The 26812-nt window shown below is 73.1% G+C and carries 20 protein-coding genes and 1 tRNA gene; 5 read left to right on the top strand and 16 right to left on the bottom strand.

Annotated elements, in window-relative coordinates:
- Nucleotides 1–15: 15 nt before the first annotated feature.
- Nucleotides 16–696 carry a phosphotransferase gene (locus ACIRD8_RS31785; RefSeq protein ID WP_403999245.1) on the top strand — a complete coding sequence of 227 codons (681 nt, stop codon included), beginning with the start codon at nucleotides 16–18 and terminating at the stop codon, nucleotides 694–696.
- 24 nt (nucleotides 697–720) lie between these two features.
- Here ACIRD8_RS31785 and ACIRD8_RS31780 read toward each other — a convergent pair whose 3' ends face one another.
- Both ACIRD8_RS31780 and ACIRD8_RS31775 read right to left on the bottom strand, forming a co-directional pair.
- Nucleotides 721–1365: a response regulator gene (locus ACIRD8_RS31780; protein WP_403999242.1), complete on the bottom strand. Its 645-nt coding sequence runs from the start codon at nucleotides 1363–1365 to the stop codon at nucleotides 721–723.
- Nucleotides 1366–1372: 7 nt separating this feature from the next.
- Nucleotides 1373–2662, bottom strand: coding sequence for a sensor histidine kinase (locus ACIRD8_RS31775; protein ID WP_403999240.1), 1290 nt, complete (start codon nucleotides 2660–2662; stop codon nucleotides 1373–1375).
- Nucleotides 2663–2796: 134 nt separating this feature from the next.
- On the opposite strand from ACIRD8_RS31775, the gene ACIRD8_RS31770 reads away from it, so the two are divergent.
- Together ACIRD8_RS31770 and ACIRD8_RS31765 are read left to right on the top strand one after the other, a co-directional pair.
- Nucleotides 2797–3537, top strand: coding sequence for an ABC transporter ATP-binding protein (locus ACIRD8_RS31770; RefSeq protein WP_403999237.1), 741 nt, complete (start codon nucleotides 2797–2799; stop codon nucleotides 3535–3537).
- Entirely contained in the window at nucleotides 3531–6011 is a 2481-nt protein-coding gene (locus ACIRD8_RS31765; RefSeq protein WP_403999234.1) for an ABC transporter permease, read from the top strand. The genes ACIRD8_RS31770 and ACIRD8_RS31765 overlap by 7 nt, the downstream gene beginning before the upstream one ends.
- 9 nt (nucleotides 6012–6020) lie before the next feature.
- Here ACIRD8_RS31765 and ACIRD8_RS31760 read toward each other — a convergent pair whose 3' ends face one another.
- On the bottom strand, nucleotides 6021–6374 hold the full coding sequence (locus tag ACIRD8_RS31760; RefSeq protein ID WP_403999232.1) for a hypothetical protein: 354 nt from the start codon (nucleotides 6372–6374) through the stop codon (nucleotides 6021–6023).
- 522 nt (nucleotides 6375–6896) lie between these two features.
- Between ACIRD8_RS31760 and ACIRD8_RS31755 the strand changes: the two genes are divergently transcribed.
- Together ACIRD8_RS31755 and ACIRD8_RS31750 are read left to right on the top strand one after the other, a co-directional pair.
- Entirely contained in the window at nucleotides 6897–8198 is a 1302-nt protein-coding gene (locus ACIRD8_RS31755) for a family 16 glycosylhydrolase (protein WP_403999229.1), read from the top strand.
- 50 nt (nucleotides 8199–8248) lie between these two features.
- Entirely contained in the window at nucleotides 8249–9460 is a 1212-nt protein-coding gene (locus ACIRD8_RS31750) for a beta-1,3-glucanase family protein (RefSeq protein WP_403999226.1), read from the top strand.
- A gap of 133 nt (nucleotides 9461–9593) precedes the next feature.
- Here ACIRD8_RS31750 and ACIRD8_RS31745 read toward each other — a convergent pair whose 3' ends face one another.
- From ACIRD8_RS31745 to ACIRD8_RS31685, 13 genes are all read right to left on the bottom strand, one after another.
- Nucleotides 9594–10817, bottom strand: a complete 1224-nt coding sequence (locus ACIRD8_RS31745; protein WP_403999223.1) for an aromatic acid exporter family protein — start codon at nucleotides 10815–10817, stop codon at nucleotides 9594–9596.
- Nucleotides 10818–10842: 25 nt separating this feature from the next.
- The gene (locus ACIRD8_RS31740) at nucleotides 10843–11616 is read right to left on the bottom strand and encodes a glycosyltransferase (protein WP_403999220.1); all 774 of its coding nucleotides are present in this window, start codon (nucleotides 11614–11616) and stop codon (nucleotides 10843–10845) included.
- Entirely contained in the window at nucleotides 11613–12230 is a 618-nt protein-coding gene (locus ACIRD8_RS31735) for an SAM-dependent methyltransferase (RefSeq protein WP_403999217.1), read from the bottom strand. The genes ACIRD8_RS31740 and ACIRD8_RS31735 overlap by 4 nt, the downstream gene beginning before the upstream one ends.
- Entirely contained in the window at nucleotides 12227–12997 is a 771-nt protein-coding gene (locus ACIRD8_RS31730) for a PIG-L deacetylase family protein (protein ID WP_403999214.1), read from the bottom strand. The genes ACIRD8_RS31735 and ACIRD8_RS31730 overlap by 4 nt, the downstream gene beginning before the upstream one ends.
- Nucleotides 12994–14040 (bottom strand): acyl-CoA dehydrogenase, encoded by a 1047-nt coding sequence (locus ACIRD8_RS31725; RefSeq protein ID WP_403999212.1) that lies wholly within the window; start codon nucleotides 14038–14040, stop codon nucleotides 12994–12996. The genes ACIRD8_RS31730 and ACIRD8_RS31725 overlap by 4 nt, the downstream gene beginning before the upstream one ends.
- 334 nt (nucleotides 14041–14374) lie before the next feature.
- Nucleotides 14375–14448: transfer RNA gene (locus tag ACIRD8_RS31720), tRNA-Thr, on the bottom strand.
- Between the two features lie 98 nt (nucleotides 14449–14546).
- Nucleotides 14547–16076, bottom strand: coding sequence for an alpha/beta hydrolase (locus tag ACIRD8_RS31715; RefSeq protein ID WP_403999209.1), 1530 nt, complete (start codon nucleotides 16074–16076; stop codon nucleotides 14547–14549).
- A 111-nt stretch (nucleotides 16077–16187) separates the two neighbouring features.
- Nucleotides 16188–17393, bottom strand: a complete 1206-nt coding sequence (locus tag ACIRD8_RS31710; protein ID WP_403999206.1) for a DNA polymerase III subunit delta' — start codon at nucleotides 17391–17393, stop codon at nucleotides 16188–16190.
- A 115-nt stretch (nucleotides 17394–17508) separates the two neighbouring features.
- The gene (gene tmk, locus ACIRD8_RS31705) at nucleotides 17509–20622 is read right to left on the bottom strand and encodes a dTMP kinase (protein ID WP_403999203.1); all 3114 of its coding nucleotides are present in this window, start codon (nucleotides 20620–20622) and stop codon (nucleotides 17509–17511) included.
- Between the two features lie 157 nt (nucleotides 20623–20779).
- A complete protein-coding gene (gene topA, locus ACIRD8_RS31700) occupies nucleotides 20780–23656 on the bottom strand; it encodes a type I DNA topoisomerase (protein ID WP_403999200.1) in 2877 nt (958 codons plus the stop codon).
- Nucleotides 23657–23946: 290 nt separating this feature from the next.
- Nucleotides 23947–24144 carry a hypothetical protein gene (locus ACIRD8_RS31695; protein WP_403999197.1) on the bottom strand — a complete coding sequence of 66 codons (198 nt, stop codon included), beginning with the start codon at nucleotides 24142–24144 and terminating at the stop codon, nucleotides 23947–23949.
- 331 nt (nucleotides 24145–24475) lie between these two features.
- The gene (locus ACIRD8_RS31690; protein WP_403999194.1) at nucleotides 24476–25981 is read right to left on the bottom strand and encodes a methyltransferase; all 1506 of its coding nucleotides are present in this window, start codon (nucleotides 25979–25981) and stop codon (nucleotides 24476–24478) included.
- 133 nt (nucleotides 25982–26114) lie between these two features.
- Complete coding sequence (locus ACIRD8_RS31685; RefSeq protein WP_403999191.1) at nucleotides 26115–26732, bottom strand: small secreted protein; 618 nt, start codon at nucleotides 26730–26732, stop codon at nucleotides 26115–26117.
- Between the last annotated feature and the right edge of the window lie 80 nt (nucleotides 26733–26812).

The raw sequence follows: 26812 nt of genomic DNA, 5'->3' as shown, positions 1-26812 counted from the left end.
GGGTAGGTTTCCCTCATGCATATAGGCCCACTCATGGGCTCGGGACGCACCGCCGACGTGTACGCACTCGACGGCCCCTGGGTCCTGCGCCGCTACCGCGACGGCGTCGACGCCACCGGTGAGCTGGCCGTGATGTCGTACCTCTCGGCCTCGGGCTTCCCCGTCCCGCGCATCGGCCCGCCCGCCGAGGACGCGCTGCCCACGGACCTGGTGATGCAGCGGCTGACCGGACCGACGCTCGCCGAGGCGCTGCTGGCGGGCACGGTCACCGAGGAGGAGGGCGCGGAGCTGCTGGCGCGGCTCCTGCGGGAGCTGCACGCGATCCCTCCCCGGCTCTCCCAGGACCCCGGGGACCGGATCCTCCACCTGGACCTGCACCCGGAGAACGTGATCCTGGCCCCCGAGGGTGCCATGGTGATCGACTGGCTGACGGCCGGCGAGGGGCCGCCCGCGCTGGACCGGGCCATGGCCTCACTGATCCTGGCCCAGGTGGCCCTCGACCCGTCCTTCCCCGCCGCTGACCGGGTCAGGGGCCTGCTGGCGGCACTGCTCTCCGCGTTCGCGCACGACGGCGGTGTGCCGGCCGACGCCCTCGCCCGCGCCACCGCCCTGCGCGCGACGGACCCGCAGCTCACCGCGCACGAGAGGGCGGTGCTGGAGGATGCGGCGGAGCTGGTCGGCTCGCTGACGGGCTGACAGATCGCTCCCGGCGTGCGGGGCTCACTTCCGCAGGTAGGCCAGCACCGCGAGGACCCGGCGGTTCGTCGCGTCGGTCAGCGAGAGGTCGAGCTTGGTGAGGATCGAGCCGAAGTGCTTGCTGACCGTGCCCTCACTGACCGTCAGCGCCTCGGCGACCGACGCGTTCGAGCGGCCCTCGGCCATCAGGGCCAGCACCTCCCGCTCCCGCGCGGTCAGCCGCGACAGCGGGTCGCGGCGGTGCCTCAGGAGCTGGCGCACCACTTCCGGGTCGACGACCGTGCCGCCCTCGGCGACCCGCCGGAGCGCGTCGACGAACTCCTCGACCTTCCCGACCCGTTCCTTGAGGAGGTACCCCACTCCCTCGCCGTCGCCGGAGTCGAGCAACTCCTCGGCGTAGGACCGCTGGACGTACTGGCTGAGGACCAGCACGGGCAGCCGGGGCCGGGTCTCGCGCAGGGCCACGGCGGCCCGGAGTCCCTCGTCGGAGAAGCCGGGCGGCATCCGTACGTCCGTCACCACGATGTCCGGGGCGTGTTCGGCGACGGCGGCGGTCAGTTCGCCGGCGGTGCCGACGGCGGCCACCACCCGGTGGCCGAACCTCTCCAGCAGGCCGACGAGGCCCTCCCTCAGGAGCACACTGTCCTCGGCCAGCACGACGCGCAGCATCCAACCCTCATTCGACCAGGTGAGCGGGGACCCGGGGGACGTCCAGCCGGAGCACGGTCGGCCCCCCGGCCGGGCTGGACAGTAGCAGCCGTCCGTCCAGCACGGAGAGCCGGTCGGCGACCCCCTGGAGCCCGGTCCCGCCGGCGGTACCGGCACCGCCCGCCCCGTCGTCCCGCACCTCGACGGTCAGCCGCTCCCCGTCGTCCCCGCCCGTCACCCACGCCCTGCTCGCCCCGCTGTGCCTGGCCACATTGGCCAGCGCCTCGCAGAGCGCGAAGTACACGGCGGTCTCCACCGGCTGCGGCAGCCGCTCGGGTATGTCGAGGTCCACCTCGACGGGTACGGCGGAGCGGTCGGCGATGTCCTCGACCGCCGCGGCCAGGCCCCGGTCCGTGAGGACCCGGGGATGGATGCCCCGGATGAGCTCCCTGATCTCCACCAGCGCCTCGCCCGCCTCCTCGTGCGCCTTGGCCAGCAGTCCGCCCAGTGGCTCGGCCGGGCTCTCCAGCCTGGCCAGGCCGAGCGTCATCGAGAGGGCGACGAGCCGCTGCTGCGCCCCGTCGTGCAGATCTCGCTCGATCCGGCGGCGCTCCGCCTCGAAGGCGTCCACCAGCCGCATCCGGGAGCGGCCCAGCTCCTCGATGCGGGCGTCGAGTCCGTCGGGCCCGGCGGACAGCAGCGCGCGGGTGAGGGCCGCGCGCGCCACCGCCGCCCACCCCAGCGGATAGGCGAGCAGCGGCAGCAGCACCAGCCCGAGCAAGGCCGCGGCGAAGGCCTGCGGATACGAGTCGGCGAGGTAGAGCTTCAGCACCCGCACCTCCTCGCCTCCGGTGACGGCCGCCATGACGACCGGGGTCGCCAACAGGCCGCAGCAGACGGCCAGTACGCCTCCGACGAGCAGGGCCTCCAAGGGCCAGAGCACCCCGGCGCACAGCAGCGCGTAGCCGAACTCCCGCCAGGTCGCCTGCTCCTGGAGCCGCGTACGCAGCCACGCCGCGAGCCCGGCGCGCGCCGGGGCGCGGTGCGGATCGCCGAGGGGCGCCGGGTCGACCATCCGCAGCCTGCGCCGCTCGACCGCCGCCACCGGGATGCCCACGAGGGCGAGCATCAGCAGGAGCGGCAGGCCGACGAGCACCAGGGCCAGTACGCCGCCCACCACGGCCAGCAGCAGGACGCACACGAGGAGGGCCGCCCCCGCCAGGGCGCCGCTCAGCAGATACAGCGCCGCGCGCCACGGCCAGGCGCCGAGGAGATAGCGGCGCCGCAGGAGGGCCTGCCGGAGGATGAGTGAGCTCATGGGCCGCACGCTATGCAGCCCCGGCCGGTTGCCACCACCCGGCGGGCGGGGGTACGGGGGTGGAGCTGGCTCCACCCCCAGGACTCCCCCTCGCTGCGATGTGGGCGGCGGGCGCCGCCGGTTGGGTGGAGTCCATGAATCAACGACCCGCAGCCGTACGGCTCGACACCGTCACCCGGTCCTTCGGCAAGGCCTCCGACTCGGTCACCGCGCTGGACGGAGTGAGCCTCACCATCCCCCGGGGCTCGTTCACCGCGATCATGGGACCGTCCGGTTCGGGGAAGTCGACACTCCTCCAGTGCACGGCCGGCCTCGACCGGCCCACGTCCGGCCGGGTGTTCCTCGGGGACACGGAGATGACCGGGCTGAGCGAGCGGAGGCTCACGCTGCTGCGCCGCGAGCGGATCGGCTTCGTCTTCCAGGCCTTCAACCTGCTGCCGGCCCTCACCGCCGAGCAGAACGTGGCGCTCCCCCTGCGCCTCGCGGGCCGCAGGCCCCGGCGTACGGAGGTGCGCGAGGTGCTGGAGCGGGTCGGCCTCGGCTCCCGGGCCCGCCACCGGCCCACCGAGCTCTCCGGCGGCCAGCAGCAACGCGTGGCCCTGGCAAAGGCGTTGGTCACCCGTCCCGAGGTGCTGTTCGGCGACGAGCCGACCGGGGCGCTCGACTCCCGCACGGGCCGGGAGGTCCTGGAGCTGCTGCGGTCGATGGCCGACGCCGGCCAGACGGTGATCATGGTGACGCACGACCCGGTGGCCGCCTCCTACGCGGACCGGGTGGTGTTCCTGGCCGACGGATCGGTACGGGACGAACTGTGCGACCCGGCCGCCGGAGAGATCGCCGCGCGCATGACCGCCCTGGCGGTGGTCCCGTGCTGAGCTCGGCACTGCGCTCGATGCGGACCCGCTGGGTCACCTTCGTCGGCTCGTTCGTCGCGCTCGCCCTGGGCGCCGGGCTGCTCGCCATGACGGGCCTGGCGCTCGCGGCCACCTTCGACGCGCCGGAGCGCGCCCCGGAGCGCTTCGCCGCGGCGCCGGTCGTGGTGGCGCCGTCGGACACCCTCCGGGTCGCCACGTCCGTCGGGGAGCGTACGGCCCGGCTCACCGACCCCCGCCCGGTGCCGCGGGGGCTGGCCGACGGGCTCTCCGCGCTGGGGCCGGCGGCCGAGGACCGTTCGTTCCCCGTCCGTACGGCCGGGGCGGACGCCGTGGGACATCCGTGGTCCATCGCCGCCGCCACCCCGTACCGCCTCCTCTCCGGCCGCGCCCCGGCCGAAGCGGGCGAGATCGTCGTGACGGCGGACGCGGGCCCGGGGCGTGGCCCGCGGGCCGGCGACCGGATCCGGGTCACCGTCCCCGGCGCCTCGGCCACAACGGGCCCGCGGACGGTCGTCGGCACCGTGGCGGCCACGGATTTCGAGACGGCGGTGTTCTTCGGCGACGCCGAGGCCGCCCGTATCCACCCGGCCGTCGACGCGGTGGCCGTGCGCGCCGACGCGGACGCGGTACGGCGGCTGACCCGGACGTTCCCCGGCATGAGCGTCCTGACCGGGGACGACCGGCGCCGGGCCGACCCCGACCCCGACCGGGACAGCGAGGCCCTGACCGCGGTCAACGCGCTGCTGGGCACCGCGGCCGGCATCACCGGGTTCGTCTCCGTCTTCGTCGTCGCGTCGACGTTCTCCTTCGCGGTCGCCCAGCGCAGAAGGGAGTTCGGGCTGCTGCGCACGGCGGGGGCCACGCCCGGGCAGGTGCGGCGCACGGTCGTCGTGGAGGCTCTCGTGATCGGCACCCTGGCCTCGGCCGCCGGCTGTCTGCTGGGCGAGGCGGCCGCACCCCTGCTGGCCGGGCGGCTGGTCGACGAGGGTCTCGCCCCGGCCTGGTTCGCCGTCGGCGACGCGACCTGGCCGCTGCACACCGCCTTCTGGACGGGCCTGGCCGTGTCGCTCGCCGGGGCCGCCGTCTCCGCCCACCGCGCGGGCCGGATCCGCCCCGTGGAGGCGCTGCGTGACGCGGCTGTGGACGACGGGCGGATGCCGCCGAGCCGAGTGCTGCTGGGCGCGGCCGTCCTGCTGACCGGTCTCGGGCTGCTGGGCTGGTCCCTGCTGACCGACCCCGGGGACGTACTCAAGCGGAAGGCGTACATCCTGCAGCCGATGTGGATCATCGTCGGCTGCGCGCTGCTCGCGCCGCTCCTCGTACGCCCGTTGACGCGCCTGCTCACCTGGCTCCCCGCCCGGCTGCCGGGCGCCACCGGTCTGCTGGCCCGGCAGAACGCGTCCACCTCCGTCCGCCGCACCGTCGCGGTCGCCGCACCCGTCCTGATCACCGTGGCCCTGGCGGGCTCGCTGCTGGGCACCGTGGCGACGATCGACGAGGCCAGGGCCACCGAGGCGGCGGCGGTCTCCGGCGCCGACTTCGTGGCCAGCGGGGACGGTCCGCTGGACCCCGCCTTCGTGCAGCGCGTACGGAGCGTTCCCGGAACCGTGGTCGCTGCCTCGCGCTCCACCGGGGTCACCGTCCTCGAGGAGGGCACCGCGCTCATCCCGTCGGAGGCGCGGGCAGCCGACCCGGCGGCCCTGGCCGCGACGGCACGGCTGCCCCTGGTCGCCGGCCGGCTCACGGACCTGGACGACGGCTCCATCGTCGTCAACGAGGAGTGGGAGACACGGAAGGTCGGAGAACACGTGCGCGTCTGGCTGGGCGACGGCCGCAAGGCTTCGCTCCGCGTCGCGGCGGTGATGCGGACCGGCACCGGGAGCAACGGGGTGTACGTGACCCCGGCGAACGCGGCCGGAGCCGCCGTCGACCGTATCGACGTCAAGGTCCTTGAGGGGGCGGACCGTTCGGCCGTACGCGCCCTCCTGGAGCAGGCCGGGCGCGACACGGACACCCCGGTCATGACGCGCGGCGCCTGGGTGGCCGCGCACCACCCGCGCACCGGCGGCAGCACCCGGACGGGCCTGCTGCTCGTCCTGGGAATCGCCCTGCTGTACACGGGGATCGCCCTGGCGAACACCCTGGTCATGGCCACCTCGGACCGGGTGCGCGACCTGGCGGTGCTCCGCCTCACCGGGGCCACGAAACCGCAGGTGCTCCGGCTGGTGGCGGTCGAGGCGCTGATGGTGGTGGCCGTGGGCGCGGTCCTGGGAGGGGCGGTGGCGGGGCTGAATCTGCTGGGGGTGCGGAGCGCCCTGGCACTCCTCTCGGTGAGCTCCCCGGTGGTCGTCCCGTGGGCGGCCGTCGGCGCCGTACTGGCCGCGTGCGCCGCCGCGGCCACGCTCTCCGCCGTACTGCCCGCGCTCGCGGCCCTGCGTACGCGGCCGGTGGAGGTGGCGGGCGCCCGCGAGTGACGGTGCCGGTCAGCTGTTGAGCACGTACGCCAGGGCCATCACCGGGAAGGGCCACACCAGGACGCCGAGCAGGGCCAGCCGGTTCATCGGGGCCATGCGGCGCAGCGGAGGGGAGTGGTAGAGCCCGGCCAGTGCGGCGGCGCCCACGGCGAGCACACCGGCCGCGCCCAGCAGGAACGACACGGGGGACTCCCCGGAGGCCGCGCTCCACACCGCCACCATCAGCGCCATGAAGCCGAGGAAGCTCAGCGCGGCGAGGGGCACGGACCAGATCAGGGCGACCAGGGTGACCTGGCCCGTCGTGGCGGGGCGGGGGCGGGGCACGGGCGCCGTGGAGGCGGGGGCGGGGAGTGCGGGAAACATGCGCGGCTGCCTTTCAGCACTGCGGAGTACGTGCTTCCACCCTGCCGGGGCGACTCCTCCGCACCATGGGCGCACATACTCAGGCCGCGGGGTCCCCGGCACTCATTTTGCGCCCGCAGCTCCACCTGCCCCGCGGCCGCGACCATCGGGTGTCCAAACGGCAGTTGAGGGGTTGCGGACGTTGCGCGCCGAGTTGGTGAACGTCATCCGCGGCAGGCTAACGGGCCTCCGGGCTTAAGCCCGCACTAAAGGCGCCTTAAGTGATCCGGGCCTCACCGGCGTTCACCCAAGTCCTCGCAGGTCAGGGCGATTTGAGTGCGGGAACGGCGGTTGGCCCGGGCGTTGTGTCTGCGTAGCATCGGGCTCCGTCGGCGGCGGACACCGCAGGACGAGAGCGCTCTCAGGACGCGCTCCCGCATGCTCTCCCGCGCGTCCCCCCGGCGCCGTGTCCGGCTCCTCCCCCGGCGTGTCCTGCCCCCTCCCCCGCGTCCCGCTCTTCCCCACAGACAAGGTACGTAGCCCATGACCTCCCACCGCGCACGCAGATGGTCACCAGGCGGGCTGGTTCTCCTGCTCTCCGTCGCGCTCACCGCCACATTCCTGTTCACCACGACCGGCCCCGCCACCTCCCGGGCCGACGCCGCCTCCGCCGCCGCGCAGACATGGGCCGACGAGTTCGACGGCGCCGCGGGCAGCGCCCCGGACTCCTCGAAGTGGACGCTGGAGAAGGGTGGTTCGGGCAACGGCAACAACGAACTGCAGTACTACACCGACAGCACCGAGAACGCGTCCCTGGACGGCAACGGGAACCTCGTCATCACCGCGCGCAAGAACGGCGACTCCGGCCTCCAGTGCTGGTACGGGACCTGCCAGTACACCTCAGCCCGGCTGAACACCGCGAAGACCTTCACGCAGGCGTACGGCCGCTACGAGGCCCGGATCAAGATCCCGCGCGGCCAGGGCATCTGGCCGGCCTTCTGGATGCTCGGCGACGACCTCGGCAGCGCGGGATGGCCGAACAGCGGCGAGATCGACATCATGGAGAACGTCGGCAAGGAGCCCGGCGCCGTCCACGGCACCATCCACGGCCCCGGCTACTCCGGCGGTGGCGGCATCGGCGCCTCGTACAGCCTGCCCGACGGCAAGGCCTTCGCCGACGACTTCCACACCTTCGCGGTCGACTGGAGCCCGAACTCCCTGGTCTGGTCGGTGGACGGCCAGACCTACCAGACGCGCACCCCCGCCGATCTGAACGGCAGCAAGTGGGTCTTCGACCACCCCTTCTTCATCATCCTGAATCTGGCCGTCGGCGGTGACTGGCCGGGCAGCCCGGACGGTTCCACGTCCCTCCCGCAGACGATGACCGTCGACTACGTACGGGTCCACGCCTCCTCCGACGGAGCCGGCGGTTCCGGCGGGGAAGGCGGCACCGGCACCACAGGTCCGTCCGGCCCCATCAAGGGCATCGGCGGCATGTGCGTCGACGTAGCCGGCGCTGCGAACGCCGACGGCACCCCGATCCAGCTGCACGACTGCAACGGCGTCGACGCCCAGAAGTGGACCGTGGCCGGCGACGGGACCGTGCGCGCGCTGGGCAAGTGCCTGGATGTGCAGGGCGGTTCCACCGCCGACGGCGCCCTCGTCCAGCTCTACACCTGCAACGGCACCGCGGCCCAGAAATGGGTCCACACCCAGGCCGATGACCTGACCAACACCGGGGCGGACAAGTGCCTCGACGCCACCGGCGGTTCCTCGGCCGACGGCACCCGGCTCCGGATCTGGACGTGCACCGGCCGGGCCAACCAGAAGTGGACCGTCGCCTGACCCCCAGGCCCCTGCCCCTTCCCACCCACGCGTACGAAGGAAGCCCCCATATGACCCCCCGCCACCAGCGCAACGTCTCCCGCCGCAAGCTGCTCACCGCTCTCGCCGGAGCCGCCGTCGCCGCCCCCGCCATCGCGGTGATCGCCCCGCACGCCCTCGCCACGGTCGACCAGGACGACGGCGGCACGAAGGCCGCTGCCGCCGGCGCGCTGCCGCTGACGATCGTCAACGACTCCGGCTCGTTCGCCAACTCCTCGGTGTACGTCTACATCGTGGGCAACCAGGACGGTAAGCAGGTCCGTGTCACGCCCGAAGGGACCCTGGCCCCCATCGCCCTCTCCGACAACGGCGCCGACGGCTACACCGACTACGCCATCGCCCTCTCCGGCAGCGGCGAGACCGAGCTGACGCTGCCGTACATGTCCGGCCGGATCTACGTCGCCCTGGGCGACAAGCTGAAGTTCAAGGCGGTGGCGGACGGCGACGGCAACGCCGCCCTCCAGTACCCCGCGGGCTGGGTGACCTCCGACCCCAACTACGACGTGCTGCACGACTGCGCGGAGTTCACGTACAACTCCTCGGGGATGTTCTGCAACACCACCATGGTCGACATGTTCAGCGTCCCCCTGAGCATCGGCCTGACCGGCTCGAAGGACCAGACCGTCGGCACGCTGCGCGAGGGCGGACGCGCGCAGGCCTTCGCGGCGCTGGCGGAGATCCCCGAGTTCGCGCCCCTGGTGGTGAGGGACCGGCGCATCATCGCCCCGGGCCACGGACTGGACGCGGGGATCTTCGACAGGGACTACTTCGCCCCGTACATCGACGAGGTGTGGAGCACCTACACGGGCAAGGACCTCACCGTGACCACCAACGCGGGCGCGTTCACCGGGCGGGTCCGCGGCGAGAAGTTCGTCTTCGACGGCCCCGCACCGGTCTCGTTCAGCAGGCCGACCACCCGCGACGTGCTCTTCTGCGACGGCAACCTGGCCGCCCCCAACGACGGCACGACCGGTCCCGTCGCCGCGGTCCTGGGCGCGGGCTTCAACCGCTCCACGCTGATCAGCGCCCCGGCCCAGCCCACCACGGACCCGGCCGCCTTCTACCGGTCCTCGCCGCTGACCAACCACTACGCGGCGGCCGTCCACGCGGCGACGGAGGACGGCAAGGCGTACGGCTTCGCCTTCGACGACGTGGCCGACTTCGCCTCGTACATCCAGGACACCGCGCCCACCGGGGCCCGGCTGACGCTGACGCCCTTCTAGACGGCGGCGGTTGTGCGCACCTGACCGGTGCGCGGAGAGCCCCGGGTCACAGGGGGACCCGGGGCTCTCCGCGCGCCCGCCGTCCCCGTCGGACGCCCCCGTCGGACGCCCCCGCCGGGCGGTCGCGGACGGCCTACCGCCGCGACTCGCCCGACGACCGGTCGGCGTCGCGTGCGACGTCGAGGAGCACCCGGCTGGTGTACCGGAACTCCTCCAGGAGCCGCGTCGCCTCCGTGACGAGGATCCCGTACGGCACCGAGGGGTCGGCCAGCGACAGGGACCGCCGCCGGGTCTCCTCGACCACGTCGTCCCGGCGCGCCTCGGCCTCGTCGGTGAGCCGGTCCAGCCGTTTCGCCTGCGGGAGCAGGGTGGTCTCGTCCAGCGTCGTCAGCACCTCGGCGACCGCTCCGGACGCCTCCAGGAAGGCCGCGTAGTGCTGGAGGAAAGGCCCGCGGGCCTCGTCCTCCTCCTCGCGGGACCAGTCGAGGCCGCGGGTGAGGGCGGCCACCTGGTAGAGGGTGCGTTCCAGGGCGCCGAGGACCGACTCGTACCCCTGGAAGCCCGGGTGCCCCCGGTAACGGCGCGGCACGCGCCGGGGGTTGAGGTGGAGGCTCTCCTTGGCGGTCTCCAGGCCCCACCTCGCCTGCCCGATCATTTCTCCGGTGCGTGCCGCCCGGGCCCGCCATCCCGCGGTGGTGTCCTCGTCGGGCACGCCCTCGCGGAGCGTGGGGTACATGTCGGCGAGCAGGTCGTTGAGGGTGTGGGCGAGGCTGCGGATGCCGTACTCGGCGCCGCGGTAGCGCAGCGGCGGGGCCACGAGGACGTTGACGGCGATACCGATCGCGCAGCCGATGAGGACCAGCAGCACGATCTCCCCCAGGGCGCGCAGCCGCTGGGAGTCCCCGGAGGCCGAGGTGTACGTCGAGAAGGCGAAGAAGGCGGCGGTGGCGACCTGCGGCCCCTGGACGCCCAGGACGTGCCAGCGCCCGATCGCGAGGGCGATGCCGGCGACGAGCACGAACGTCAGCAGGTCGGGGCCCGCGAGGAACCCGAGGGCGGCCTGCACCGCGACCCCCGCGACGACGGCTCCGACGTAACGCAGCGACTGCACGACCGAGCGGTAGACCGTCACCTGCATGATCAGCACCGCAGAGAACGGGGCGAACGCGGGCGAGCGGGCGTCGAGGGCGCCGTAGGAGACCAGCCAGGCCAGGGTGGCGGCGAGGGTGCACTTCCCGATGACCCGGAAGGTGTCGCGCTCGTCCCCGTCGTAGGCGAGGGCGCGCCGCCACCACCGGGCGATGAGGGCGAGCCGCCCCTTGTCCGTCTGCTCGGTCGTCGTCCTGCCGCCGGTCATGGATCCCTACGCCCTCCCGCTCCGGTCACGCTGTCCTGGCACGAGCCGCCCCCTCAGCTCCGCCCGCATCCCGGCCGAACTGCCGCACGGGATCGGCGAGCCGGCCCAGATGGTCGCCGTACCCGCCCCGCGCACGTGCCGTCAGGCGCGCCGAGGTGAGGACCGGGAGGCGTCTGGTGCACAGGACGCGGTGGCCGCCCGTCCTCAGGGCGGCGACGAGCGCGTGGTCCTCACCGGTCGCCAGCGCGGGGTATCCCCCGCAGCGCAGGTAGGCGTCCGCCCGTACGCCCAGGTTGGCGCCGTGGACGTGCGGGTGGATGTCCGGCAGGCCGGGGTGGCGGCCGGCCGCCTCGTACTCCCGTATGTGACTGCGGATCACGTCCCCGAGCGCCGGCGGCCATCCGTGGGGGCGGACGGTGCCCACCACCGCGTCCCAGCCCTGCCCGGCGCGGGCCAGCTGGTGTGCGAGCCAGAGGGGCGGGACCTCGCTGTCGGCGTCGGTGGACGCGATCCACACCGCGCCCGGGTCCAGGCCGAGGGTGCGCAGGGCGAGCGCCGCGCCGGCCGCTCTCGCCCGCCCGGGGCTACGGGCGTCGAGCGGGGCGACCAGCGCGCCCGCCCCGCGCGCGACCGACTGCGTCCCGTCCGTACAGGCGTCCGCGGCAACCACCACGACCAGCCGGGTGGACGTGAGGGCGGGGTGCAGAGCGGCCCGGTCCACGGCGGCGAGGGCGGCGGGCAGCAGCTCCTGCTCGTTGTGCGCCGGTATCACCACGGCCATGGCCGCGAGCCCCGTCACACGAGCCCCTCGAAGGCGGCGGGCGAGACGGGCGCGGCCTCACCCGGCAGGACCCGGCTGAAGGTCTGGAGGACGAAGTCCTCCTCCCGGTGATCGGCCCGCAGCAGCAGCCCGGGCTCACGGGCGACCCGGCCGGCCAGCTGCCCGCCGGTGTACAGGTGCTCGGGCACCGGGTGGTTCCAGTGCACGGTGACCAGGGTCCCGCCCGGTTCGAGCGAGCCGGTGGCCCTTGCCAGCAGCGCGTCCAGGCGCGACGCGTCGAAGTAGTAGAGGAGTTCGGACAGCACGACGAGGTCGAAGCGCCCCTCGGGCCACTCCTCGGGCACCGTGAGCCGGGCCACCTCCACGTTCCCGAGGTCCGCGGTGCGCCGCCGGGTGGTGTCCACGGCGGAGGCGACCCGGTCGGCGGCGAGCAGCCGCTCGCACCGCGGGGCCAGGAGCCGCGTCAACTGCCCCACGGAACAGGCGGGTTCGAAGGCGTTACGGAAACGGGGCCTGGGCAGCGCCGCGAGCGTCAGCGCGTATTTGCGCTGCTCGTACCAGCGCTCCTGCAGGTGCCAGGGGTCGTCCTCACCCCGGTACATGTCCTCGAAGTACCCGGCCGGGGTGCTCACAGGAAGACCACCTCGTGGGGGCGCAGATGGTGGGCGAGCTCCTCGGGAGGGAGCACCGCGGCCTCCGCCGGCCCCGGTCCCAGCGGCCGGATCTGTGAGGCGAAGGCGTCGACTGCGTGCCGCTTGCGGTCCTGGATCCCGGCGGAAAGGGTGAGCCGCGCCGCCCGGTCCCAGGGCACCCGGGGGTCGTCGGGGCGCGCCCAGTGCCACAGCCAGACGGGGTACTCGGCGAACGGCACACCGGCCTCCCGCGCCGCGGCCCGCCCGGCCCGGCCCGCCGCCTCGTGATCACTGTGCACGTCGGCGGTCCAGGGCGCCGCGACCAGCACCGCCCCCGCACACAGCGGCACGAGGGCCCGTCGCACCTCCTCCTCGTGGCGGTCCACGCCGGAGTCCGGAACGTGCAGCCGTACGATCTCGGCGTCCCCCGCGCCGAGCCGTTCGAGGGCGGTACGGGTCTCCTCGGCGCGGACGCGGACGAGTTCGTGCGGGCGCAGGACCCTGCTGTGCGGGTGCGACCCCTCTCCGTCGGTCACGGACACCACGGTGAGACGGTGCCCGGCGTCGGCGAGCCGGGCCAGCGTTCCGCCGAGGCCCAGCACCTCGTCGTCGGGATGGGCGGCGACCACGACGACCTGGCCCGGCCGGGGAAGCGGGAACTCACGCAGCCCGTCCCAGCCGGGCCACGCCTCCCAAGCGCTCTCATCGGTGCCCGGCGCCTGAATCGCGTCGGCGTACGGCGCCGTGTCGTCGGTGTGCGTGGTCACGCCTCCTCCCGGCCGCTGACCAGGGCGCCGAGTTCGGCGAGGCTGCGCTCGGCGTGGTGCTGACGGATGTAGACGGTCAGATCGGCGGCATCGCGTGCGTGGCGCCGGTCGTGGCACAGCGGCCCCGCCCCGGTGGCCCGGCCCACGTGCCCGAGCGTGCGGTCGCAGACGGCCTCGACGAAGCCCCGCACCCGCAGGCTGCGCAGCCTCGCCTCGCCCTTGGCGTCCAGCGGGTCGGCGTCGATGTCGGCCGCCGCGGCCTCCAGAAGCAGACCTGCGGCCCGCAGGTCGATGTCTACGGCGCCGAGGTGGGCGTCGGTGTGCTGACCGCCACCGCGGTGGGCCGCGGCACGCAGGGCGCGCGCCACGGCGTGCGCCCCGCCGAGCCAGCAGGCCGCCACCCCGATGCCCCCGTGCTGGAAGCCGGGCCGCTCCACGTACCCCTCCACGCCCCCGACCGGTTCGGCCGCCGCCGCGTGGAAGCGCACGTCCGGTGTGTCGGAGCCGGCCATGCCGAGCGCCTGCCAGCTGCCCTCCACCGGCGCGTACGCGCCCTTCGTCAACGGCACGGCGAAGAGCCGCCGGCCGTCCTCGGCGCGAGCGGTGACCAGGGCGTGCGTACAGCTGTGCGCTCCGGAGCAGTACTGCTTGAGCCCGCTCACACTCCACCGCCCGTCATCGCCCCGGACCGCGGAAAGCCCCTCGCCGGGCGGCTCGGCCGCCCACACACCCCAGCGCTGACCGGGTGCCGGGGCGGGGCCGCCCAGTTCGGCGAGGATCGCCGTCGCGTCGACATGGCCCTCCACCAGCCGGACGAGGCACAGATCGTCCTCGGCCACGGCCCGCAGGGAGGCGAAACGCTCGGCGGTGGCGCCACCGCCGGGCAGGGGGAAGCTCAGCTCCCCCGCGTCGATCGCGGCGACCACTGCCCCGAACCGCGCGGCGGTCTCCTCGCGGAGGGCCCGGGCATCGAAATCACCCGCTCCGCCGGAACGGGACGGGACCTCGGGCACCGCGGGTCGTCGTACTGCCTTCTCTGCCATGCGCGCGTCCTTCATCCGTACGGCCGGCCGCAACGTCTGCCGTTCGGCTGCTCCCGCACCAGTGCCCGGTGACACGCGGTTGAAGCCGGACCCATGAGAAACGCGGACTCCCAGGGCGTTGATCACATCGATGCGCCGCATGCCGCGCCGACCATGGCTCCACGATCGCCCCTCCGTACCCCGGCGGCATGCGGAGACGTCCAGACGGAGACCTCGAAGGGCCGCCCGGGAAGATGCCGAAGGACGGCCGGGGAACGCGCTGAAGGGGCCACCGAGCCGTCCGGCAAAAGCAAAAGCCCCAGGTCACGGCGAGTGAGTCCTGAGGCTTCTACAGAGCCGCCTTCGGGATTCGAACCCGAGACCTACGCATTACGAGTGCGTTGCTCTGGCCAACTGAGCTAAGGCGGCACGCTCTGTCGCACCATGGTGCGGTCAGCAGCGACGCCAAGTCTACACAGTTTCCAGGGGTGCTCCGTACCGCCCGCCCCCGCCGCCGTATCCGCAGGTCAGGTGCACTTCTTGCCCTCCTCGGGAGGCGTGCCGCCCAGCAGGTAGGTGTTGATCGCCGTGTCGATGCAGTCGCTGCCCCGGCCGTACGCCGTGTGCCCGTCGCCCTCGTAGGTGAGCAGAGTGCCGGAGGAGAGCTGGTCCGCGAGGGACTCGGCCCACTTGTAGGGGGTGGCCGGGTCGCGGGTGGTGCCGACCACGACGATCGGGGCCGCGCCCTCGGCCTCGGTGCGGTGCGGGGTGCCGGTGGGGTCCACGGGCCAGGCGGAGCAGTTCAGCGCGGCCCAGGCGAAGCCCCTGCCGAAGACCGGGGAGGCCTTCTCGAACTCCGGGACCGCCTTCTCCACCTCGGCGGGCCCGGTGAAGGGGGGATCCAGGTCGAGGCAGTTCACCGCGGCGTTGGCGAACATCAGATTGGCGTACTCGCCGCTCGGCTCGCGCTCGTAATAGCTGTCGGCCAGGGAGAGCAGGCCTGAGCCGTCCTTGCGCTGCGCGCCCGCGATGGCCTCACGGAGCTGGGGCCAGGCGGCCTCGTCATACATCGCGGCGATCACACCCGTGGTCGCCAGGGATTCGGTCAGCCGCCGGGTGTCTCCGGTCGGCACGGGCTCGGAGTCCAGATCGGTGAAGAGCTTCTTCAGGGCGGTCGCGGCACCGGCGGTGGACGTGGTGCCGAGCGGGCAGTCGGCCTGCTTCACACAGTCACCGGCGAACGACTGGAACGCCGCCTCGAAGCCGGCGGTCTGATCGCGGTTGATCTCGATCGCGGGGAGCGAGGGATCCATCGCCCCGTCCAGGACGAGACGCCCCACCCGGGCGGGGAACAGATCGGCGTAGGTCGCGCCGAGGAACGTCCCGTACGAGGCGCCGACGTAATGCAGCTTCTCGTCGCCGAGCAGCGCGCGCAGGATGTCCATGTCACGCGCCGTCTCGACCGTGGACACATGCGGGAGGATCGCGCCGGAGCGCTTCTCGCAGCCGTCGGCGAACTTCTTGAAGGACTTGTTCAGTTCGGCGACCTCGCCCTGGTCGTCCGGGGTCTGGTCCACCTGCGTGTAGGCGTCCATCTCCTTCCCGGTGAGGCACTCGACCGGTTCGCTCCGGGCCACCCCCCGTGGGTCGATGGCCACCATGTCGTACCGCGCGCGGACCGGGGCCGGGTAGCCGATGGCCGCGAACCCCTGGAGATAGCCGACGGCCGAGCCGCCGGGGCCGCCGGGGTTCACCAGGAGCGAGCCGATCCGCTTGCCCGGCCCGGTGGCCTTGTTACGGGAGACGGCGAGATCGACGTCCCCGCCTCCCGGCTTCGCGTAATCCCGCGGTGCCTTCATCGTGGTGCACTGGAAGCCCTCCACACCGCAGTCCCGCCAGCGCAGCTTCTGCCCGTAGTACGGCTCGAGTTCCTCGGTGGTGGCCGAACCCGTCGCCGAAGCACTCGGCGCCGAACCTCCGCCGCTGCATCCGGAGACGAGAAGGCCGGCAGTGCCGAGCGCGGTGGCGAAGGTGCGGAGCAGGCGCCTGGTGTCCATCCCCGGAGCGTAGCCGTCGTGCGACGACTCAACCGATTCCCTACTCATACGGGTGAATTCGCCCGGACCACGGCACATTCGGGACCGCGCCCCACCTTGGGGCGCCGGGCGTCAGCCCGCCCGGAGCGCCACCGCCATCGCCTCCACGGCGAGCAGGGGCGCGACGTTACGGTCGAGGGCGCGGCGGCAGGCGATCACGGCCTCTATCCGGCGCAGGGTGCGCTCGGCGGTGGACGACTCAGCGATCCGGTCGAGGGCGTCCCGGACATCGGTGTTGGCGAGGGCGATCCGGGAGCCGAGCTGAAGTGCCAGCACATCGCGGTAGAAGCCGGTGAGTTCGCTGAGCGCGAGGTCGAGGCTGTCGCGCTGCGTACGCGTCCTGCGGCGCTTCTGCCGGTCCTCCAGCTCCTTCATCGCACCCGCGGTCCCGCGCGGCATCCGGCCGCCCGCCACACCGCCGAGCGCCGCCTTCAGGTCGTCCGTCTCCTTGACGTCGACCTCCTCGGCGACCTGCTTGGCGTCGTCCGTCGCGGTGTCGATGAGCTCCTGGGCCGCCTTGAGGCAGCCGCCGACGTCATGGACGCGCAGCGGGAGCTTGAGCACCGCGGCACGGCGGGTACGCGCCCGCTCGTCCGTGGCCAGGCGTCGCGCCCGGCCGATGTGCCCCTGGGTGGCACGGGCGGCCGACGCGGCCCGCTCGGGGTCGATGCCGTCGCGCCGGATCAGCACATCGGCCACGGCGTCCACCGGAGGCGTACGCAGCGTGAGATGACGGCAGCGGGAGCGGATCGTGGGCAGCACGTCCTCGAGGGAGGGTGCGCAGAGCAGCCACACCGTGCGGGGCGCCGGCTCCTCCACCGCCTTCAGCAGGACGTTGCCCGCGCCCTCGGTGAGGCGGTCGGCGTCCTCCATGACGATGACCTGCCAGCGGCCCACGGCGGGGGACAGCTGGGCACGGCGGACGAGCTCACGGGTCTCCTTCACACCGATCGAGAGCAGATCCGTGCGGATCACCTCGACATCGGCGTGGGTCCCGATCAGCGCCGTGTGGCAGCCGTCGCAGAAGCCGCAGCCGGGAGCCCCGCCCAGGGCACGGTCGGGGCTGGTGCACTGGAGCGCCGCGGCGAAGGCACGGGCGGCGGTGGACCGGCCGGAGCCGGGCGGGCCCGTGAAGAGCCAGGCATGGGTCATCTTCGAGCCGGGGGGCACCGGCTCACCCGCGGAGTTGGCCGTGACCAGCACATCGGCGTCCCGGGCGGCGGCGCCGAGCTGCTCCTGCACCCGGTCCTGTCCGACCAGGTCGTCCCATACGGTCATGGTCACCGCCCTTCCGGTGGCGTGGTGCTGGAACGCCGGAATCCCAGCGCCTCCCTATTGTGCGGGAAGGGTCTGACAATCCCGGCGTTCCGTGCCCGCGGCGACCGGCCGTACGTCAGCGGCGCGGCCGGCGCCCGCCCCGGCCGGAGCCGCCCTGGTCGTCGTCCTGGCTGCCGAGCAGCTCGTCCGCCAGGGACGGCAGATCGTCGAGCGGCGTCTCCTCGGCCCAGTCGGAACGCGGCCGCTTCTGGCGGGGAGCGTCCTGAGGCGCCCGACCGGCCTGCGGGTCCTCACTGACCTGCGGCAGTTCCCGCGTGCGCTCGTTCTCGGTCTCAGGAGCGGCGGGCCGGCGTGCGGCGCGGCCGGCACCCGGCGCCCGGTCGGACGGGTTCCCGTCACGCACCGGCGGCAGGACAGCCGTCTCGTCAGCGTCACGCACCGGCGGCAGGACGGTCGTCTCGTCCGCGTCGGGCGCCGGGCGGTCCGGCCGGGCGACCGGCACGGGCTGCGTGATCTCGTTCGGGTTCACGACCGGGGTCGGGACGGTGAGCTCGTTGTCCGGTACGGACGGCCCGGAGGCCCCGGACGACCCGGAGCCGGACCGGCCGGACTCCTGGGACCGCTGGGCGGCAGCAGCCTCCTCGGCCTGGGCGGCCGCCTCGGCCTCGGCACGCCGGCGGGCCTCCTCGGCCCTCACCAGCGCCTCCTCCGCCTTGCGCTGCTTCTCCAGGCGAAGCTCCTCGGCCTCCTTGCGGAGCCGTGCCTCCTCCTGGGCCTGCAGGCGCAGCCGCGCCTGCTCGGCCTCGCGCACCCGCTCCTCGGCCTCGAGACGGGCCCGCTCCTCCTCGGCACGGCGGCGGGCGTCCTCGGCACGCTGCCGGGCCTCCTCCGCCTGACGTTCGGCCTCACGCTGCCGCGCCTCTTCCTCCTCGCGGCGCCTGCGCTCCTCCTCCTCGGCGCGGAGCTTGGCGAGCTGGGCCTGCCGCTCACGCTCCAGCCGCTCCTCCTCGGCCTTGCGGGCGGCCTCCTCCTCGGCCTTGCGCCTGGCCTCCTCCTCGGCGGCCTTGCGTGCCTCCTCCTGGGCCTTGATCTCGGCCTCGGAGAGCGGCAGCAGCCGGTCGAGCCGGTGACGTACGACCGTGGTGATCGCTTCCGGCTCCTGCCCGGCGTCCACCACCAGGTAGCGGGCCGGGTCGGCCGCCGCGAGGGTGAGGAAGCCGGACCGCACCCGGTTGTGGAATTCGGCCGGCTCGGACTCCAGCCGGTCGGGCGCCTCGGTGAAGCGTTCCCGCGCGGTCTCCGGGTCGACGTCCAGCAGCACCGTCAGATGCGGGACGAGCCCGCTCGTCGCCCAGCGCGAGATCCGGGCGATCTCGGTCGGGGCGAGGTCACGGCCCGCGCCCTGGTAGGCGACGGACGAGTCGATGTAGCGGTCGGAGATGACGATCGCGCCGCGCTCCAGTGCCGGACGGACGACCGAGTCGACGTGCTCGGCCCGGTCGGCGGCGTACAGCAGTGCCTCGGCCCGGTTCGACAGACCGGCCGACGAGACGTCCAGCAGGATCGAACGCAGCCGCTTGCCGACCGGGGTGGCCCCCGGCTCGCGGGTCACGACGACCTCGTGGCCCTTGGCGCGGATCCAATCGGCGAGCGCCTCGACCTGGGTGGACTTGCCGGCTCCGTCGCCGCCCTCCAGGGCGAGGAAGAAACCGTTCGCCGCAGGTGCGACGGCGGGGTCGCCGCCGCGCAGCGCCTCCCGCAGGTCGCGGCGGAGCGGCACACCGGCGCGGTCGTCGGTCCTGGCGAGGACGATCACCGCGACGGGCAGCAGCAGGGCGCCGATGAGCATCAGCGCGAAGGCCGCGCCACCGTGCGCGAAGACGAAGTCACCGGACCCCAGGCGGTGCCGGCCGATGGCGGCGGCCAGCAGCGGCCCGCCCACCGCGCCGAGCGCGACCAGCACCCGGACGACGGCCTGGAGGTGCTCGGTGGCCCTGGCCTGCCGGAAGGCCTCCGTCTCCTGGTCGATGACCGCGTGCCCGATGTGTGCGGCGACCCCCGCCGCGTAACCGGCGAGCAGGGCGATCAGCAGCCCGGTGGCGGTGTCGGGCACCAGGCCGAGCGCGAGGAGCGCCACGCCCGTGACGGCGACCGCGAGGGCCAGCAGCCGGCGGCGCGACAGGGCGGGCAGCACCTTCGGCGCGGTACGGATACCGAGAGCGGTGCCCCCGGTCAGGGCCAGGATCAGCAGGGCGAAGGTGGCGGGCCCGCCGCCGAGGTCGGCGGCGTGCAGCACGGAGACGCCCGCCGCGGCGGCGATGGCCCCGGCGACCGCGGAGCACGCGGCGACGACCAGCGGGACGCTGCCGGTGCGGCCCTTGTCGGACCCCGTTCCGGTGGCCGGCCGGCGCAGGCCCTCCAGGGGCGAGCGCGGGCGGGGCGTCTGCGTGGCCGGGAGTTCGAGGAAGTACAGGGTCGAGACGGAGGCGGAGAAGAGCCCCGCCGCGACATAGGACCCGAGGGCGGCCGGATGGAAGGAGAACCAGTCGAAGCCGGTGCCCAGCAGTTCACCGATCAGCGCGGCGACCACCAGCACGGCCGCGGCCACCGGTACGGACAGGAAGTTCGTCCGCAGGGAGAGCCTGCGGAGGGCGTCGAGGTGGTCCGGCAGCGGGCGCACGGCGGCGCCCTCCGGCGGCGGTGGGGGAAGCAGCGCGGGGGCCGCGCTCTCCTTGGCGACCGCCCACAGGCGTTCGCCGACACCCGCCAGGAACACGGTGATCAGGATCATCATGAGTGCCTTGTCCGGCATCCAGTCGATCCACAGCGGCGCGACGACCAGCAGGGCGAGCCGCAGCGCGTCCGCCCCGATCATCAGCCAGCGCCGGTCGACGGGGCCGCCGGGCGCGGTGAGCGCCGTCAGAGGCCCCAGGAGTACGGCTCCGAAGAGCACGGTGGAAAGAATCCGGGCACCGAACACGGCGGCGACGGCGAAGGCCGCCCCGCGGTATCCGGCCCCGAAGGAGCCCTCGAGGACCGCCGCTTGCAGCGACAGCAGCACAAGCACGAGAAGGGCGAGTGAATCGCCGATACTGCCGACGAGCTGGGCGCTCCACAACCGTCTGAGCGGGGGAACACGCAACAGGGCTCGTACGGCGCGCTCGCGTGAGTCTGCGGCAAGTGTGTCGGAGGTGGGGCTCACGACCGGTGGCTGCTCGGCTCGCGTCATCCGCCCAGCCTATCGGGAGCGGCGCGGTGTCCGGGGGCCGCGTCCGAACATATGCCCAACGGGAACGCGGGACGGGCTCCACGCGAATGCCGGAAGGGCCGGGTCGCCCCGGCCCTTCCGACGCTCACGCACGTCGACCACGTGTCCTGCGCTGCGGTCAGCTCTCGTCGGACGAATCGGACGAAGCCGAAGCCGTCTTCTTCGCCGCGGTGGCCGCCTTCTTCGCCGGCGCCTTCTTGGCGGTCGTCTTCTTCGCGGCCGTCGTCTTGGTGGCGGTGGCCTTCTTGGCGGTCGTCGTCTTCTTCGCCGCCGTGGCCTTCTTGGCTGCCGGCTTCTTGGCCGGAGCCTTCTTCGCCGTCTTCTTCTTCGCCGGCCCCTTGGCCCGCTTCTCGGCGAGCAGCTCGTAGCCGCGCTCCGGCGTGATGTCCTCGACGCTGTCGTCGGTCCGCAGCGTCGCGTTGGTCTCGCCGTCGGTGACGTACGCACCGAAGCGCCCGTCCTTCACGACCACCGGGGCACCGCTCACCGGGTCCGTGCCCAGTTCCTTCAGCGGCGGCTTGGCGGCTGCCCGCCCGCGCTGCTTCGGCTGCGCGTAGATCGCGAGGGCCTCTTCGAGCGTGATGTCGAAGAGCTGGTCCTCGGACGTCAGGGAGCGCGAGTCCGTGCCCTTCTTCAGGTACGGGCCGTAGCGGCCGTTCTGCGCGGTGATCTCGACGCCCTCGGCGTCCTCACCGACGACGCGCGGCAGCGACATCAGCTTGAGCGCGTCCGCCAGCGTCACCGTATCGAGTGACATGGACTTGAAGAGCGACGCCGTCCGCGGCTTCACCGCGTTCTTGCCCGTCTTCGGTGTGCCCTCGGGCAGCACCTCGGTGACGTACGGGCCGTAGCGGCCGTCCTTCGCGATGATCTGGTGACCGCTGACCGGGTCGGCGCCGAGCTCGAAGTCACCGCTCGGCTTGGCCAGCAGCTCCTCCGCCAACTCCACGGACAGCTCGTCGGGCGCCAGGTCCTCCGGCACGTCCGCGCGCTGGTGGCCCTCGGAGTCCTTCTCGCCCCGCTCGATGTACGGGCCGTAGCGGCCGACGCGGAGCTTGATGTCGTTGCCGACGGGGAACGAGGAGATCTCGCGGGCGTCGATCGCGCCCAGGTCGGTGACGAGCTCCTTCAGACCGCCGAGGTGGTCCCCGTCGCCGTTGCCCGCGGCGGAGGCCGCGCCCGCGCCGGTCGTGTCGTCACCGGTGCCGAAGTAGAAGTGGCGCAGCCATGGCACGGACTGGGCCTCGCCCCGCGCGATGCGGTCGAGGTCGTCCTCCATGCGGGCGGTGAAGTCGTAGTCGACGAGCCGGCCGAAGTGCTTCTCCAGCAGGTTGACCACGGCGAACGAGAGGAACGACGGCACCAGGGCCGTGCCCTTCTTGAACACGTAGCCGCGGTCGAGGATGGTCCCGATGATCGAGGCGTACGTCGACGGGCGGCCGATCTCGCGCTCTTCGAGCTCCTTGACCAGCGAGGCCTCGGTGTAGCGGGCCGGCGGCTTGGTGGCGTGGCCGTCGACCGTGACCTCGTCGGCGGTCAGCGCGTCGCCCTCGGCGACCTGCGGCAGCCGGCGCTCACGGTCGTCCAGCTCGGCGTTCGGGTCGTCGGCGCCTTCGACGTACGCCTTCATGAAGCCGTGGAAGGTGATCGTCTTGCCGGACGCGGAGAACTCGGCGTCCCGGCCGTCGCTCGCCCGGCCACCGATCTTGACGGTGACGGAGTTACCGACGGCGTCCTTCATCTGGGAGGCGACGGTCCGCTTCCAGATCAGCTCGTAGAGCCGGAACTGGTCGCCGGTGAGACCCGTCTCCGCCGGGGTGCGGAAGCGGTCGCCGGAGGGGCGGATCGCCTCGTGCGCCTCCTGCGCGTTCTTGACCTTGCCGGCGTACGTCCGCGGCTTGTCGGGCAGGTAGTTCGCCCCGTACAGCTGTGTGACCTGCGCCCGGGCCGCGGAGACCGCGGTGTCCGAGAGGGTCGTGGAGTCCGTACGCATATAGGTGATGAAGCCGTTCTCGTACAGCTTCTGCGCCACCTGCATCGTGGCCTTGGCCCCGAAGCCCAGCTTGCGGCTCGCCTCCTGCTGGAGGGTCGTCGTGCGGAAGGGGGCGTACGGCGAGCGGCGGTACGGCTTCGACTCGACCGAGCGGACCGCGAACGCGGAGTCGGCGAGCGCCGCCGCCAGGGCGCGGGCGTTCGTCTCGTCCAGGTGCAGCGTCTGGGCGGATCCCTGCTTGAGCTGCCCGTCGGGGCCGAAGTCGCGGCCCTGGGCGATGCGGCGCCCGTCGACCGCGCTGAGGCGGGCGGTGAGCGTCGAGGGGTCGGACGCGTCTCCACTCCGGCCGGTGGCGAAGGTGCCGGTCAGGTCCCAGTACTCGGCGGACCGGAAGGCGATGCGCTCGCGCTCCCGCTCGACGACGAGGCGGGTGGCGACGGACTGGACACGGCCCGCGGAGAGCCGCGGCATGACCTTCTTCCACAGGACCGGCGAGACCTCGTAGCCGTAGAGGCGGTCGAGGATACGGCGGGTCTCCTGGGCGTCGACCATGCGCTGGTTGAGCTCGCGCGGATTGGCGACGGCGGCCCGGATCGCGTCCTTGGTGATCTCGTGGAAGACCATCCGGTGGACCGGGACCTTGGGCCTGAGGACTTCCTGCAGGTGCCACGCGATGGCTTCGCCCTCGCGGTCCTCATCGGTGGCGAGGAAGAGTTCGTCGGATTCGGCGAGGAGCTGCTTGAGCTTCCTGACCTGGGCTTTCTTGTCTGCGTTGACGACGTAGATCGGCTGGAAGTCGTTCTCGACGTCCACGCCGAGGCGGCGTACCTCACCGGTGTACTCGTCCGGCACCTCGGCGGCGCCGTTCGGCAGGTCGCGGATGTGCCCGACGCTCGCCTCGACGACGTATCCGGGGCCGAGATAGCCCTTGATCGTCTTCGCCTTGGCAGGCGACTCGACAATGACGAGTCGGCGGCCTGCGGTCTCGCTGGTCGGGGACAACTTCGCTCTTCTCTCCGGTCGGCACTCGTGGGCATCCGGGCAGCGCTCTGACGCTGCCCGCAGTGCTGTCGCTGCGGAGTGTGACGGTACAACCCGCCCCCGTGTCAAACGGCAAAAGCCCGCAACGGCCACTCGAACGGTAACCCGACTTCCGCCATTCCTGCCGCCCGGACTGCCCGGTCCGCTCCCCGCACCGCTGTCGCCTGCGGGTTTCGCGGTGCCGCCGGGGTTCCTGCGGGACAGCTGCCGGACGGCCGCCGCCCCGCCGGAGAAGTGGATCAGAAGCGGGTTCAGATGCGGGTGAAGCACCACACGCCGAGGACGAGGAAGAGTACGCCGAAGAGCGTGGCGAGAGCGGTGGAGGCGACGGGGCTCACACCGAGCGCGACCGGCGCGCGCCGGATGGTGCGCGCCCCCGTCCAGACGAGGAGGGCGGCACCGAACAGCGCGAAGGCCGCACCGGCGAAGACCGCGGCGACACTCTCCATGTCCGTACCCCTCACGCTCGTCCCCCGGCTGCCGCCGCGGGCGCTCGTACGCCGCCACGCCTCCCGTGGCTCCCGTGCCGCCACGCTGTGCGGACGGCTCGGCAGAGGGGAGGCTGCCACGCCGGGGCCGCGTCGGCACGAACCCCGGATGAACACCGTGCGACCGCCCGGGAAACGGCCGGGAGCGGAACCCGCGCGCCGCCCCGGGGACCGAGCGCGGCCAGACATGGAGGCGCTGGTCAGAAGGGTGTTGAACGCCGTCGGGGGCGGCGCGGACTCCCGGGAACGGAGCGTGGCGGAGCACTGCGGGAGCCGGTGCTCCGGCGCCGCGTCACCGCACCGGGTCCAGGAAGCCCTCCTCCACCAGCAGCCGGATCGCCTGCGGGGTGCGGTCGCGCAGCAGCACCGGGTCCTCGGCCATCAACTGGGCGATGGCGTCCAGGATCCGGCCCGCGGGCAGCGAACCGTCGCACACGCCCGCGAACCCCGCCCCGACGGCGTCGACCTTGGTCGCCCGTCGCATGCCGCGGTGCTGACGCAGCACCACGTGCTCGGGATCCTCCGCGCCCGGCAGCCCCACCTGCTCCTGCACGACCTCCTCGGCGAGGGTGAAGTGCGCGGAGAGCAGCGCCGCGTCGTCGTGTTCCCGCAGGTAGTCCTGCCGTGCGAAGTGGGCCTCGACGGCGGAGCCGAGGGGCTGCTCCACTGCGTGCGGCCACTCCTCGGCCACGATCGAGGGGTTCCCGGCGGCGGCCTCGGCGGACTTCCGGAGCGTGATCCAGCCGAAGCCGACGGCCTTGGTGCTCCGGGCCTCGAACTCGTCCAGCCAGGCCTCGTAGCGCTGGGTGTACACGGCGGGGTCGGTGCGGTGGTCGCCGCTGTCACGCAGCCACAGCTCGGCGTACTGCGTGATGTCCTGCACCTCGCGCTGCACGATCCAGGCGTCACAGCCGGCGGGCACCCAGGAGCGCACCCGGTCCTGCCACTCCTCACCCTCCACGTGCTGCCAGTTGGCGAGGAACTGCGCGTAACCGCCCTCGTTGAGCCGGTCCCCGGCCTGCTGCACGAGGGTCCGGCACAGATCGTCGCCGCCCATGCCGCCGTCGCGGTACGTCAGCCGGGCTCCAGGCGAGATGACGAAGGGCGGGTTGGACACGATCAGGTCGTACGTCTCCGTACCGACGGGCTCGAAGAGGGAGCCCTCCCGCAGATCGGCGGGGGCGGCACCGGACAGCGCAAGGGTGAGGCGGGTGAATTCCAGAGCGCGCAGGTTGACGTCCGTGGCCGTGACCCGGGTGGCGTGCTGGGCGGCGTGCAGGGCCTGGATGCCGGAGCCCGTACCGACGTCGAGGGCGGAGGTCACGGGCCTGCGTACGGTGATGCCGGCGAGCGTGGTGGAGGCCCCGCCCACGCCCAGGACGACGCCTTCCTCGTGCGAGCCGATGCCGCCGGCCCCGCCGACCGCGCATCCCAGGTCGGAGACGATGAACCAGTCCTGGCCCTCGGGGCCGCCGTAGGGCCGTACGTCGACGGTCGCTCTGACCAGGTCGCCCTCGCGGACCACCCAGCCGTCCTGAACGCACTCCTCCAGTGGGAGGGCCGCGGCGGCCGCGGCGGCGTTGACGGGGCGCTGCAGGAGGAAGAGCCGCACCAGAGTGTCGAGCGGCGAATCCCCACGGGTGGCCCGGAGCGCCGGGACGGTCTCACTGCGGGCCAGTGCGGCGTACGCGGGCGCGCCAAGGCGTTCGAGGAGGCCGTCGGCGGTGAAGGCGGCGGCGATCAGGGCTACACGGAGCCGGGGGGCACGGTCGGATGCGGGAAGGCTGGACGTACTCACCCGACCATTGTGTCCGCTCCCACCGACAACGGCAGCGGCCCGGCGCCCACGAGGGGCGGCCGGGCCACTGGGGCGGGTCTTCTCGGCTACGGCCGCACGCCGTCCCGGTCGTGCGCCGTCACGCCTTGCGCCTTCACGCCTTTTCGCTCGCCGAGGCCGAAGGCGATGCGGACTCCGCGGCCGGGGCGGAGGCCGGCGGAGCCGAGGCAGTCGGCTTCTGGCAGCCCTTCTGCTTGGCCATCGCGGAGCCGACCTCGCCGGACTGGAGCTTCTTCAGCGCCTGGTCGCCGTTGGTGCTGATCTTGTTCAGCTCGTCGGCGATGCCCTTGAGACCGTCGGCGAACTTCGCCTGGTCCTTCGTGTCGAGCGCGTCGACCTTCGTCTTCAGGTTCGCGTAGGCCACGGAGGATGCGTTGAGTTCCTTCACGGCCTCCTTCTGGGTCGTCTCCCCGCCGTCCACGGGCGGCGCGCCCGCCGACTGCACGGCTGTGCCCAGCGCCTTGTACGCCTGTGAGATCTGCTGGAAGGCGGCCGAGTCGGTCTTCTGGACATCGGCGGGCTTGCTGTTGTCGGCCGTCTGCTGCTGGATCGCGGCATTGGCGTTCGCGATCTTCTGCAACTGCGGCTGAACCTGGTCGCAGACCTTCTTCGCCCAGTCGTTCACCTTGTTGTCGCTGTCGTCGCTGCAGCCCGACAGCGTCAGTACGAGTACCGCACCGCCGGACAGTGCGGCTGCAAGCTTCTTGTTCACCGGATTGGGTCCCTTCCAAGGCTCTCGGCCCCGGAACTTACACGCCAAGTGGGCGACAATCAGGCGACGGGCATCCCATA

The sequence above is a fragment of the Streptomyces sp. NPDC102451 genome (genome assembly GCF_044765485.1).
In the GTDB taxonomy this organism is placed as follows: Bacteria; Actinomycetota; Actinomycetes; order Streptomycetales; family Streptomycetaceae; genus Streptomyces.
The sequence above is the reverse complement of the archived record's forward strand: the minus strand, read 5'-3'. Positions and strand labels throughout refer to the sequence as shown.

Excerpts from the sequence above, each read along its gene's own strand:
- ACIRD8_RS31785 (WP_403999245.1), top strand. The coding sequence starts at position 16 with ATGCATATAGGCCCACTCATGGGCTCGGGACGCACCGCCGACGTGTAC.
- ACIRD8_RS31780 (WP_403999242.1), bottom strand. The coding sequence starts at position 1,365 with ATGCTGCGCGTCGTGCTGGCCGAGGACAGTGTGCTCCTGAGGGAGGGC.
- ACIRD8_RS31775 (WP_403999240.1), bottom strand. The coding sequence starts at position 2,662 with ATGAGCTCACTCATCCTCCGGCAGGCCCTCCTGCGGCGCCGCTATCTC.
- ACIRD8_RS31770 (WP_403999237.1), top strand. The coding sequence starts at position 2,797 with ATGAATCAACGACCCGCAGCCGTACGGCTCGACACCGTCACCCGGTCC.
- ACIRD8_RS31760 (WP_403999232.1), bottom strand. The coding sequence starts at position 6,374 with ATGTTTCCCGCACTCCCCGCCCCCGCCTCCACGGCGCCCGTGCCCCGC.
- ACIRD8_RS31755 (WP_403999229.1), top strand. The coding sequence starts at position 6,897 with ATGACCTCCCACCGCGCACGCAGATGGTCACCAGGCGGGCTGGTTCTC.
- ACIRD8_RS31750 (WP_403999226.1), top strand. The coding sequence starts at position 8,249 with ATGACCCCCCGCCACCAGCGCAACGTCTCCCGCCGCAAGCTGCTCACC.
- ACIRD8_RS31745 (WP_403999223.1), bottom strand. The coding sequence starts at position 10,817 with ATGACCGGCGGCAGGACGACGACCGAGCAGACGGACAAGGGGCGGCTC.
- ACIRD8_RS31725 (WP_403999212.1), bottom strand. The coding sequence starts at position 14,040 with ATGGCAGAGAAGGCAGTACGACGACCCGCGGTGCCCGAGGTCCCGTCC.
- ACIRD8_RS31715 (WP_403999209.1), bottom strand. The coding sequence starts at position 16,076 with ATGGACACCAGGCGCCTGCTCCGCACCTTCGCCACCGCGCTCGGCACT.
- ACIRD8_RS31710 (WP_403999206.1), bottom strand. The coding sequence starts at position 17,393 with ATGACCGTATGGGACGACCTGGTCGGACAGGACCGGGTGCAGGAGCAG.
- tmk (WP_403999203.1), bottom strand. The coding sequence starts at position 20,622 with ATGACGCGAGCCGAGCAGCCACCGGTCGTGAGCCCCACCTCCGACACA.
- ACIRD8_RS31695 (WP_403999197.1), bottom strand. The coding sequence starts at position 24,144 with ATGGAGAGTGTCGCCGCGGTCTTCGCCGGTGCGGCCTTCGCGCTGTTC.